Source organism: Solitalea agri (assembly GCF_023914155.1).
Taxonomy (GTDB): Bacteria; Bacteroidota; Bacteroidia; order Sphingobacteriales; family Sphingobacteriaceae; genus Solitalea; species Solitalea agri.
This window is the reverse complement of sequence record NZ_JAMWYS010000057.1, coordinates 30990-42428: the sequence shown is the minus strand read 5'-3', so window position 1 is coordinate 42428 and position 11439 is coordinate 30990. Positions and strand designations below refer to the sequence as shown.

Sequence of the window (11439 nt, the reverse complement as noted above, 5' to 3'; positions counted from 1 at the left end):
TCTTAGTGTACTTTTGCTTCCTTTCTCATTTTAAATCTAACAATAACAAATCTAAAGGAGCGGAGTCGAAGGCTAGTTGTTAAAACGCTTCGACTGCGCTCAGGATGACAAGGTCAAGACTTTTTGGACAGCCGTTATTTAAAGATTTATTCGCTTACGCTTGCTTAAACGCGTTCCAGCCCTGGGCAGTGATCTCGTAAACATTGCCTGATTTGCTGACAATATAATTGCCCTCGCTTTCATCGGTAATATGACCAATAATAGAAATATCGGGTTGACCTTTTATCTTATCGTAATCCGATTGCGGTATAGTAAACAATAACTCGTAATCCTCTCCTCCGCTCAAAGCACAAACAGTAGGGTCGAGGTTGAATTCGCGGGCGGTATCATAGGTTAAAGGATCAATCGGGATTTTCTCTTCATACAGCTTCACACCCACTTTCGATTGTTTTGAAATATGAAGTAGTTCCGAAGCCAGTCCGTCAGAAATATCAATCATGGCAGAAGGTGTAATGCTTAAAGCCTTCAGCATCTCAACAATATCCATTCGCGCATCCGGTTTAAGCTGTCGTTCCAAGATGTAATCTTTTCCTTCCAGTTGCGGTTGGATGTTTGGTGTTTGCAAGAAAACAGCTTTTTCACGCTCCAACATTTGCAGTCCCATATATGCTCCGCCTAAATCGCCGGAAACACAAATCAAATCACCTTTCTTTGCTCCGCTGCGATAAACGATATCTTTTTCATTTGCTTCACCCAAAACAGTGATGCTAATGATCAGTCCTTTTTGTGAAGAACTGGTATCGCCGCCAATCAAATCCACCTTCCACTTATCACAAGCCAGCAACATTCCAGCATATAAATCCTCCAGGGCCTCTAACGAAAATCGGCTTGAAGCAGCAATTGAAACGGTTACCTGGGTAGGAGAGCCGTTCATTGCGCAGATATCTGAAAGGTTTACCATGATGGCCTTATATCCCAAATGCTTTAAAGGAACATACATTAAATCGAAATGAATTCCTTCAATCAGCAAGTCGGTTGAAATAAGCGTTTTCTTATCGCCATGGCTTACTACCGCCGCATCATCGCCAATGCCTTTTAAGGTTGACGAATTATATAGTTTTACATTTTGTGTCAAATGGTCTATCAAACCAAATTCCCCCATTTGCGATAATTCAGTTCGCTCTGTATTTTCAAAAAGATCGCTCATTGTTTAGTAATTAGTAATCAGTCAATAGTTATTAGTAAAAAACTAGCGTCTGAAATTAATTTGCAAAGGTAGAAAAGATGCAGAATTAATCAGTGCAGGTCGGGCAATTGATAGCTATTCCTTAATTTTTCATATTCATCCCGGGGCATTTGAATTAGCAATGGTTTTTTCTCTGCATCAAGGATTGAAAAGAGCTTCAGCATATTTTCTTCTGTCATTGCCGTACAACCGGCCGTAGGCCGGCCGGCGCCACGCCAAATGTGCATAAAAATACAGGAGCCTGCGCCTGCAACTATCGGCTCCGTATTATAGTTTACAAAAACGCCGTATTTGTACAAATCATCATTTCGGCGCATTTCCTCTGCCGAATTCCATGTTTTTGGGGTTTTAGTAGTATCAGTAACTTGATTATAGTAAGCTGAAGTTTGATCGTCGACGCAAAAAGTGGAAGGGCTAACTTTCAGAAATTTCATTTTGGTTGAAATATCTTCGTAACCAAACAAGCCTCCCAAACTAAAAATTCCGGCTGGCGATTTACCGTCGCCTTCCTTTTTCAATACTCCTGTATTCAATTCATCTGATTGCAAACCCTTTCCCCAAGCCAAACCTGTTCGACCCAAGGTAACCGGAACATCTGCAAATTTCAATTGCCAGCTTTTATTGTTCCATTCAAACACGTTTAACTTGGCATCAACGGTATCCCAATTAGCAGCCGTTACAACTAAAATTTGCCTGGTATTAAATTGCTTTGTTAAATCAATTTTTTGTGCTTTTACTTGCATCGTTAAACCAATGATCGACCAAAAAACTAAGGGTATTATCTTCTTCATCTAAAAAGCTAGTTGATTTGAATTTGTCGGCTCATCCAATTTTTGCCTTCGGATAATCTGGAAATCATCATTGCGGCCACTGTATCGCCGGTTGCATTCAACAAAGTAGCCATCGGATCAATCAATGTTGAAATAACCATTAAAACTGATAATGCCTCGATTGGTAAATGGAATGCTGTAACTATGAACAATTCGCCAATGTAGCCTCCGTTTGGAATTCCCCCTTCAACTATGCTGGTCATTAACGCAATGCCTAAAATTATCAACATCGTATCCATACCATTCCATGATTTGTTAAAAATAGCGAAGACCATGGCGACTTTTATAACCCCGCCAATACTTGAACCGTCTTTATGCAAAGATGCGCCCAAAGGAATTGTAATATCACTTATGGGTTTTGACACGCCCATCTTTTCAGCCGCCTGCATGTTCACCGGAATGGTGGCAACACTGCTACAAGTACCCAGCGCCGTTAACGACGGGACCACATTGTTTTTCCAATAAACCGGAATGGCCTTTATTCCTCCGGCCATAAAGGCATAAACCGAAAACATGACAAAAAAATAAACAGTGCAAAATCCATAGTATAAGCCCAATGAATGTGCATACGATCCGAACAGTTCCGGGCCGAAAACTCCAATTAAATAACCAAAATAAGCACCCAGCCCTAATGGCGCCGCTTTCATGATCAGTGAAATAAGCCTTTTGAAAACCTCATTCCCCGAATTCAAAAACTGCTTAAAGGCTTCTCCCGATTTTCCGGCCTGTAAAGTTGCCGTTCCAACCAAAATAGAAAAGATGATCAAGGCTAACATGCTTTGCCTGGTTAGCAATTGAGAAAAATCACTGGTAGTTAATAACGTGGTTATTTGCTCACCAAAGCTGCTTACTTTGGAATTTGCATTTTCAGGGATGCTCAATTTGAAGTGATCGGCTATTGGAAAAACACCAACCACCAAAATCATTAGAAAAGCCGAAAGAAGGGTGGTAAACAAAAACACCAATAGCATTGATCGCAATACTTTACCAAATGAACCCTTTTGTTCGATATTGGCTACCGATGTGGCAATGGCAAAAAAGATTAAGGGAATTATGGCCGTGAATAAAAGGTTTAGAAAAATATCGCCAATGGGTTTAATCACTGCTATTTCTTTACCAAAAATTAAACCCGCAATACTCCCAAGTAAGATTCCTCCCAGCAAAAAAATGATGTTGCTGTAATTATCAAACAGCCTTTTCAATTGAGCCATGTTTCTGGTATTTGTAAAATTTTAAAAAGATACTATTTTCATTTAAGCAGGTTTACAAATTTTTGCACATAGTTATCAAGTTCTTTCCACTTATACTGCACCACATAGCGAGGATGTTCTAAAGGAATCAGCTCCTTAAAAAAATGAAACTCATTGTTCAGTTGATTTACAAATTCAAAATTTTTCCCGGTTCCTAAACAAAAAGCCTTAGTTCTATCAAAGCCCCATGACAATTGTTCCTGAAGCTTTTCCACAATGAAAGGTTTTATCCGTTGGAAAAAACCTTTATCATCATAATAATTATAATTCAGTTCTTTTCCATTCGACTGAACCTTAACAAAACCAAGTGGACAAACTGAAGTGAAATAATACAGTTGGTAAAACTCTTTTACTCCGCCGAAGGCGGCGATCATGCGATAAACAAAAACCGAAGAGGGTTCATGACACTGAAAATTATCAACAGTAATTCCACAACATTCTTCCAGCCTTTTAGTATCTGTAAAAGGGATTCCTGTTAAACCGGCTCCGTGCCTTCCCGGGTTAATGCCAATGATCATTCGCCTTTGAAAGTCATCAGCATAAAACTTGTTATAAAATTGCCGGGTTATACTGTCAATTATGGGTGAGTTTGAATTTATGTAGGGATATAACACCTGAACATTTGGAGGAAGCCCATCTCCCTCCAAATGCAATGTATGATAGAATGCCAATATTTTATCGGCTAAAGTCATTAATAAACTTTAATAACTTGGCCGTTTATTGCTCCTTCAATACTTTTAATATAAGCAGCTACAACTCTTTCCATCGACACCGGAATATGACCTGGGAAATACGGACCGTAAAGATCGCGCGAATCTTCAACAACGCCAGGACTAACTGCGTTGATTCGTACCTGGTTTTCTAATTCAACAGAAGCTCCTATAACGAAGGAATTAATTGCTCCATTCACCATGCTTAAGGCAGCCCCCATTTTAATAGGGTCTTCAGCTAAAATTCCGCTTGTTAAGGTAAAAGAACCATTGGGTTTGATATACTTCCTTCCTTCCAGCACCAAATTAACCTGTACCATAAGTTTGCTTCTAATTCCCTCATACATTCGTTCTTCTGTAAGTTCGGAGAAAGGCCCAAAAAATGCCGAACCCGTGGTGCTAACTAATGCATCAAAGTTTCCAACTGTTTCAAATAATTTTTCGATAGATGCTTTTGAGTTTATGTCAACCTGAACATCTCCTGATTTTGATCCCACGCTGACAATTTCGTGGCGTTTTTTCAATTCGGCAGATACAACTTTTCCAATTGTTCCGGTGGCCCCAACAATGATAATTTTCATATTAAAAATGTAATAGTGTACTTACTATGACACGAAAGAAACCGTATTGTTTTGTCCGCGAAGCGGGAAATTTTCATAAAAAACAGCTATCAAACTATAAATGGCCATTCCATTCGTTAAAAAACTGATTTAGAAATTGTTCCAAATATTCGTGGCGTTTTTCTGCCAATTTACGGCCGGCATCTGTGTTCATCCTGTCTTTTAACAAAAGCAGTTTTTCGTAAAAATGATTGATAGTCGGCGCCTCACTTTTCTTATATTCTTCTTTTGTCATCTCCAGGTTAGGTTTTATTTCGGGATCATAGATCGCCCGATTTTTAAACCCACCGTAATTAAATGCCCGGGCGACACCTATCGCTCCAATAGCATCCAGTCTGTCGGCGTCCTGAACAATATCTAACTCTTTGGAACTAAAAATATGTCGTTGGTTTCCCGATTTAAAGGATATATGCCTGATTATATTCGTTACATGGTCAATAACACTTTCATTAAGCTGTAAACTTTTCATAAATTCTTCGGCTTTGGCCGGGCCAATTTCCTCATCACCATTATGAAATTTGGCATCGGCAATGTCGTGCAATAGCGCAGCTAATTCAACTACCAGTGAATCGGCCTTTTCATCAACAAGAATTAATTGAGCATTTTTCCACACCCGATAAATATGCCACCAGTCATGACCACTTTCCACTCCATCAAGTTCCTTTTTAACAAAATCAACTGTTGTGTTGATAATTGATTCTTTGTCCATGCCTAAACTACTAATCCGCGAAGCGGGGAAAATTTTTTTTAATTTTTAACAAAAACCAAAAAAGGAACTATTGACAATTAATCAACAGTTCCTTTTCAAAAACTAATTTAATTACTTATTACAGAATAATACCCAATTGCTTTGCAATATTTCCGGTATCTAATACTTCTGAACGTTCGGTATTTGAACTGGTAGCACCATTATTATACTTTATGGTAACAACGTACCTGTATTTAATAGCCTGATCTTTGTCAATTACATTATTAAACACTTTTTCAACAACAATTGGCGCTGTTGCCAAAGGATAAATCTTAATCTGACGCTCATTAATTGTCGAGTCCCAAATTTTAGTTTCAACCTCAGTTGTGCGGTTTATGTTAATAACTTCCAATTTAATTAAAGCTGTTGTTCCATCATTATTCGGACTGCTATAATCTTTACTTGAGTAGATGTTGAATTTAACCTTTTTTTGAACAGGTAATGTTAATGGATCAGGCTCACCTTCTTCTAATTTGCTACACGAAACAAATAAAATTCCAGCTCCTAAAAGGAATAATAGCTTTTTCATTAAAGTATATCGTTTGGTTTTAATTTCTTAAAAATAGAAATATGTTACTAAAAACAAAAGGTAAGTCGTTTGACTTACCTTTTATAGTTATTATTTTATTTTAAACTTTATAAACCATACTTAGCCGAAATTTCGAGCATTCGCTCAATAGGCTTCACTGCTTTTTCAATAAGAGTTTTTGGTAAAGTAACTTCCGGCAATTCATATTTCATACACAAGTATAACTTTTCTAAAGTATTCAACTTCATATGTGGACAATCATTACAAGCACATGAATTATTTGGAGGAGCAGGAATAAATACTTTATCAGGTGCCGCTTTCTGCATTTGATGAATTATACCTGATTCAGTTGCAACAATAAATTCTTTTTTAGGACTATTTATCGCATACTTCAATAAACCGGTTGTAGATCCGATGTAATCGGCGATTTTTAAAACTGCATCTTCACATTCAGGGTGTGCAATAAACTCTGCTTCCGGATGACGATTTTTTAATTTCGTGATTTTTTCCAAAGAGAAAATTTCATGAACCATACATGATCCTTGCCATAAAACTAAATCTCTGCCGGTTTTCTTAGCTACCCAAGCACCAAGGTTTTTATCCGGACCGAAGATGATCTTTTCATCCTTAGGTAAGCTTTCCACAATTTGAACAGCATTGGTTGATGTACATACGATATCGCTCATTGCTTTAATATCGGCAGTAGAGTTTACGTACATGATAACCGTATGATCAGGATGCTTTTGTTTAAAAAGTGCGAATTGATCAACAGGGCAGGTATCCGCTAATGAACAGCCTGCTTTCAAATCAGGTAATAACACTTTTTTATGTGGAGAAAGTATTTTGGCAGTTTCGGCCATAAAATGAACACCCGCAAAAACAATAATGTCGGCATCGGTTTTTGCAGCCTGTTGAGATAAACCCAAACTATCCCCGATATAATCAGCTATATCCTGAATATCAGGTTCCTGATAATAATGGGCCAGAATAATCGCATTCTTTTCTTTTTTGAGTTTTTCAATTTCCTCAAATAGATCTAAGGTCGGATCCACATGGTAATCCAGATATCCCTTTTCAAGCAGGGCCTCGGGGGCATCGGCTGTCATCATTTTTTTTATTGTTGATTAACTAACACTGTAAATAAAAATAAAAGATTTAAAATTTTTAAAATGTTGCTTCTTATTATAGTGTTAGTTTGGTTAAAAAGTTTTATAAATTTTAGTTGTGTTTTTTGTTGTTAAAGAGTTATTAACATTCTTCTAACATTTAGTTAAAGTCAACTTATTGGTATACTGTTTTTTATGAAAACCAATATTTACAGTTAATAGTTTTGCTGTTTATTCTTTGTTGACTGTGAATTATAGCATATCATGTTGATATCTCTGACTAATAGTCTTAGTGTTTTACGATGATATGTTTAGAAATTGACATTTTCATCCGATTTTAAAACTTACCTACTATTTTCAAACGCAAAATTAACATCTTTGTCATACTTATTAACATATTATCAGTAGAATCAGGAGAGAAGTTTAAAATCAGGCTTTTTGTTAAAAATAAAGCAATAAAGTTTTCCACCTATTTAGAACATTCTAATTGTCTGATACTTATATTTAATTGATGAAGAAAGTTGATTTTCTTGTTATTGGCTCCGGTATTGCCGGGTTGTCATTTGCACTGAAGGCTGCCAAGCATGGGTCAGTGTGTATTGTTACCAAATCTAATGAAGATGAATCAAATACTAAGTATGCCCAGGGTGGTGTTGCAGTTGTTGTTGATAAGTCCGATTCTTTCGATAAACATATTCAAGATACTTTAATAGCTGGTGATGGTTTGTGTGATCAGGATATTGTGGAGATCGTAGTGAAGGAAGGTCCGGAAAGAATTAGGGAGATTATTGATTATGGAACTAATTTCGATAAAACGAGGTCAGGAACATTCGATCTTGCAAAAGAAGGTGGGCATTCGGAACATCGGGTTCTGCATTATAAGGATATTACCGGTTTCGAGATTGAGCGTGCTCTACTTGAGCAAATTCATAAGCATCCTAATATTGAAATACTTACTCATTATTTTGCCGTTGATCTGATTACTCAACACCATTTAGGAGGGGTTGTTGATAAAAAATCTACTGATATAACTTGTTATGGTGTTTATGCATTAAATACAAATACAAATAAGGTAGAGAAAATCTTATCTAAGATTACTTTGATGGCTTCTGGTGGTGCCGGTCATATTTATTCAAATACCACTAATCCTGTGATTGCTACTGGTGATGGTATCGCAATGGTTTATCGTGCAAAGGGTAAAGTCAGAAATATGGAATTTATTCAGTTTCATCCTACTGCTTTGTATCATCCCGGTGAATATCCTTCTTTTTTAATTTCAGAAGCTGTTCGAGGTGCAGGTGGCGTTTTAAAGAATAGGAAAGGTGAAGAATTTATGGAGTTGTATGATGAGCGTAAATCATTGGCCCCACGTGATATTGTTGCCAGGGCAATTGATGCTGAGATGAAAAAGTCAGGTGATGATTTTGTTTATCTTGATATTCGCCATGTAGCAAAGGAGGAATTACTTCGTCATTTTCCAAATATTTACGCAAAGTGTTTAAGCATTGGAGTTGATATGAGTAAAGATATGATCCCAGTTGTTCCAGCAGCTCATTATATGTGTGGTGGAATTTTGGTTGATGAATTCGGAAAATCAAGTATTCGTAGATTGTATGCTTGCGGAGAATGTTCATCTACTGGATTGCACGGTGCAAATCGCTTGGCTTCCAATTCATTATTAGAAGCTCTTGTTTTTGCTGAAAGAAGTTATCAGTCAGCTGTTTCATATTTCGAATCAGTTAATTTTCAATTAGATATACCGGAGTGGAATGATACAAATACGGTTAAATCGAATGAAGATATATTAGTTACTCATAATATTCGGGAGATGCAGCGTTTGATGAGTGATTATGTTGGGATTGTTAGATCTGATTTTCGTTTAGAACGTGCTAAGCGACGGTTGGAATTATTACATAATGAAACAGAGTCTTTTTATAAAAGCACTAAACTCTCTATGAAATTGTGTGAATTGAGAAATTTAATTCAAGTTTCATTTTTAGTTATTAAGGGCGCTATTATGAGAAAGGAAAGCCGAGGCTTACATTACACTACAGATTATCCTGAAAAGGAAATCAATAATATTCACGATACAACATTTTAATAATATGGCATTAATTAAGCCTGTTCAAGGTAAACTTCCAACTTTTGGAGAGAATTGTTTTTTAGCTGATAACGCTACTATAGTTGGAGATGTGACAATTGGAAAAAATTGCAGTGTTTGGTTTAATGCTGTTGTTAGGGGTGATGTTAATTACATTACTATAGGTGATAATACCAATATTCAGGATGGTGCAGTAATTCATTGTACTTACCAAAAAGCAGCTACTATTATAGGCAACAATGTCAATATTGGTCATAATGCATTAGTTCATGGTTGTATTTTAAAGGATAAGGTTCTTATCGGTATGGGTGCAATTGTTATGGATAACGCTGTTGTTAATGAGTATTGTATTATAGCTGCGGGTGCTATTGTTTTGGAGAATACTATATGTGAATCGGGTTATTTGTATGCTGGTATTCCTGCAAAGAAGATTAAACCAATTACAGAGGCGCAGAAGGAATTATTAGACACTTTACCAGGAAGGTACATAATGTATTCCGACTGGTTTAAGGGATAAAAAAAAAGGCTTGAAGATCTCTTCAAGCCTTTTTCTTTATATTTTTTTATGAAATTACTTAGCATTAATTTTTACCTCTATTTCCCAACCAATCCTTACCGCAATTTCATCTTTGAAATAGTATATAGGTTCAGGTTGAATATTCTGATCCACCTTACCTACATCCCACTGATTATTTTTGTTTGAGTCTTCAATATAACGAAGTTTATATCTGTCTGGAACTAATACTGTAAATGGATAAATACCTGAGCTTGAAATAATCTGATGTTTAAGAACTACATTGTTTTCATCTAATAATTCTACTATGTATTGTTTACCTTCAGGAATTTCAAAGTCGGTAAGTATGGTTCCGTAATTTCCAATGGAATCAATAACGAATTTTCGCTTGTAGTCACTATTACCTTTTCCGTATATATCGGTGAAAGTATTTTCTTTAATGTTTATTTCGTAGTTCTTCGTGCTATCCCAGTTATATTTTACCGCATATTCCTTTATGTTGTGGATATTCGGAATCACTGAAAAGTTTGTTTTCTTGATACTATCTTCTAATACTTCAATTTTCGAAAAGTCTGGATTTTGTAATGGTCTTGAAAAATTAAGTTTAATAGTATCGCCAGGCTTCAATACGGTTGATTTTAAATTATCAGTAATTTTTGTCAGCGAAAATTTTGGTTCTTTAATGAAGTTTCTAATTAAAACGGTATCGAAAGGTTTTCCATTTTTCAACACTTCAATTTTTGTAGAATCGAATTTAGCAGTGGGTACCCATAATGAAACTGAATCAAGCGATGATTTATCAGTAATTATTTTATTTTTAAACTCCTCCGGATATAATACATTGTAATTTACCGAGTCATCTTTTCTATTGTATTTTACCAATATTTTACCTTCGTAGTACTTTGTTTCAGTAACTTTTGTTTTTCTGGGAATTTGTTTAGAAATAGTAAAATTTAAGTTCAATGAGTCTTTTTGGAGATTAATTGGTTTATCCAAAAAGCCTAATAGTTCATCTTCATCATATCGTTTATTACCATTTAGATCTTTAATTGCATAAATCCGGTATTCTCCATTTTTAATATTGTTTAGCTCAAATTTACCTCCGGTACCAGTTGACGTATAAATAATTGGTTTTTGTTTATAAAGTGCTTCTAAGTTTGGTGGAAATAATCCGATGATTACATCTTTTGTTAAAGCGGTATCAATTACATAATCTACAGTTCCTGCTATTTTTAAAGAGTCAATATAATTGCCAGTGGAAAATACATATCTGTAATTTTTGAACAGATTGGATTCGTTCATATCAGCGATAGAATTTCCGAAGTTGATAGAGTAGGTAGTGTTTTTTCTAAGGGTATCAATTAGTTTAACAAGAATAATATTTTTTCTGGCAGAAATTTCTGGAGCCAATTCCATTTCAGGTGTTACACTAATTTCTTTGAACTGATCTTTTAGTTGAACGACCTCGTCAAATTCTATTTCAATTTTTTTACCCGAAAAATTTAAACTTTTATTTTTTGGAGTTTCGCTTAAAAGTTTTGGTGGTGTTACATCTTTGTCTCCACCTGTAGGGCTAACAATATTTGCGCATGCGGTAAAAAATAATGTTGTAACAATTAAAGCTTCTATTTTTTTCTTTAAAAACAGCTGTTTTGAAAATTTCACGTTTTTAAGCCCTCAGTTAAATTTATATGCTTTTATGAATATTAGTATTGAAAATTTTAGATAGTGGTTTATATCGCTTTAAAACAGGTAGATATTTTTTAACCTTTAATTAATCTAAAA

The 11439-nt window shown here is 35.7% G+C and carries 11 protein-coding genes; 2 read left to right on the top strand and 9 right to left on the bottom strand.

Annotated elements, in window-relative coordinates; genetic code table 11:
• Window positions 1-154: 154 nt before the first annotated feature.
• The 8 genes from thiL to nadA all read right to left on the bottom strand — a co-directional run bounded on the left by thiL (window position 155) and on the right by nadA (window position 7039).
• Window positions 155-1207 (bottom strand): thiamine-phosphate kinase, encoded by a 1053-nt coding sequence (thiL, locus tag NF867_RS16080; protein ID WP_252589412.1) that lies wholly within the window; start codon window positions 1205-1207, stop codon window positions 155-157.
• Window positions 1208-1296: 89 nt separating this feature from the next.
• A complete protein-coding gene (locus NF867_RS16075; RefSeq protein ID WP_252589411.1) occupies window positions 1297-2037 on the bottom strand; it encodes a L,D-transpeptidase family protein in 741 nt (246 codons plus the stop codon).
• 8 nt (window positions 2038-2045) lie between these two features.
• The gene (locus NF867_RS16070) at window positions 2046-3287 is read right to left on the bottom strand and encodes a dicarboxylate/amino acid:cation symporter (protein WP_252589410.1); all 1242 of its coding nucleotides are present in this window, start codon (window positions 3285-3287) and stop codon (window positions 2046-2048) included.
• A gap of 38 nt (window positions 3288-3325) precedes the next feature.
• The gene (locus NF867_RS16065; RefSeq protein ID WP_252589409.1) at window positions 3326-4018 is read right to left on the bottom strand and encodes a uracil-DNA glycosylase family protein; all 693 of its coding nucleotides are present in this window, start codon (window positions 4016-4018) and stop codon (window positions 3326-3328) included.
• The gene (locus NF867_RS16060; RefSeq protein ID WP_252589408.1) at window positions 4018-4617 is read right to left on the bottom strand and encodes a short chain dehydrogenase; all 600 of its coding nucleotides are present in this window, start codon (window positions 4615-4617) and stop codon (window positions 4018-4020) included. Before NF867_RS16060 ends, NF867_RS16065 begins: the two co-directional genes overlap by 1 nt.
• A 94-nt stretch (window positions 4618-4711) precedes the next feature.
• Window positions 4712-5365 (bottom strand): HD domain-containing protein, encoded by a 654-nt coding sequence (locus NF867_RS16055; protein WP_252589407.1) that lies wholly within the window; start codon window positions 5363-5365, stop codon window positions 4712-4714.
• Window positions 5366-5483: 118 nt separating this feature from the next.
• Window positions 5484-5933, bottom strand: a complete 450-nt coding sequence (locus NF867_RS16050; RefSeq protein WP_252589406.1) for a hypothetical protein — start codon at window positions 5931-5933, stop codon at window positions 5484-5486.
• A gap of 107 nt (window positions 5934-6040) precedes the next feature.
• Complete coding sequence (nadA, locus tag NF867_RS16045; RefSeq protein ID WP_252589414.1) at window positions 6041-7039, bottom strand: quinolinate synthase NadA; 999 nt, start codon at window positions 7037-7039, stop codon at window positions 6041-6043.
• 511 nt (window positions 7040-7550) lie between these two features.
• On the opposite strand from nadA, the gene nadB reads away from it, so the two are divergent.
• Window positions 7551-9140: an L-aspartate oxidase gene (gene nadB / locus NF867_RS16040; protein ID WP_252589405.1), complete on the top strand. Its 1590-nt coding sequence runs from the start codon at window positions 7551-7553 to the stop codon at window positions 9138-9140.
• Window positions 9141-9144: 4 nt separating this feature from the next.
• On the top strand, window positions 9145-9657 hold the full coding sequence (locus NF867_RS16035) for a gamma carbonic anhydrase family protein (protein ID WP_252589404.1): 513 nt from the start codon (window positions 9145-9147) through the stop codon (window positions 9655-9657).
• A gap of 54 nt (window positions 9658-9711) precedes the next feature.
• Here the strand turns inward: NF867_RS16035 and NF867_RS16030 are convergent, their stop codons facing one another.
• The gene (locus NF867_RS16030) at window positions 9712-11319 is read right to left on the bottom strand and encodes an Ig-like domain-containing domain (protein ID WP_252589403.1); all 1608 of its coding nucleotides are present in this window, start codon (window positions 11317-11319) and stop codon (window positions 9712-9714) included.
• Window positions 11320-11439: the final 120 nt, after the last annotated feature.

What these genes read in the sequence shown, in the direction of transcription:
- thiL (WP_252589412.1), bottom strand. Translation starts at nt 1,207, where the DNA reads ATGAGCGATCTTTTTGAAAATACAGAGCGAACTGAATTATCGCAAATG.
- NF867_RS16075 (WP_252589411.1), bottom strand. Translation starts at nt 2,037, where the DNA reads ATGAAGAAGATAATACCCTTAGTTTTTTGGTCGATCATTGGTTTAACG.
- NF867_RS16070 (WP_252589410.1), bottom strand. Translation starts at nt 3,287, where the DNA reads ATGGCTCAATTGAAAAGGCTGTTTGATAATTACAGCAACATCATTTTT.
- NF867_RS16065 (WP_252589409.1), bottom strand. Translation starts at nt 4,018, where the DNA reads ATGACTTTAGCCGATAAAATATTGGCATTCTATCATACATTGCATTTG.
- NF867_RS16060 (WP_252589408.1), bottom strand. Translation starts at nt 4,617, where the DNA reads ATGAAAATTATCATTGTTGGGGCCACCGGAACAATTGGAAAAGTTGTA.
- NF867_RS16055 (WP_252589407.1), bottom strand. Translation starts at nt 5,365, where the DNA reads ATGGACAAAGAATCAATTATCAACACAACAGTTGATTTTGTTAAAAAG.
- NF867_RS16050 (WP_252589406.1), bottom strand. Translation starts at nt 5,933, where the DNA reads ATGAAAAAGCTATTATTCCTTTTAGGAGCTGGAATTTTATTTGTTTCG.
- nadA (WP_252589414.1), bottom strand. Translation starts at nt 7,039, where the DNA reads ATGACAGCCGATGCCCCCGAGGCCCTGCTTGAAAAGGGATATCTGGAT.
- nadB (WP_252589405.1), top strand. Translation starts at nt 7,551, where the DNA reads ATGAAGAAAGTTGATTTTCTTGTTATTGGCTCCGGTATTGCCGGGTTG.
- NF867_RS16035 (WP_252589404.1), top strand. Translation starts at nt 9,145, where the DNA reads ATGGCATTAATTAAGCCTGTTCAAGGTAAACTTCCAACTTTTGGAGAG.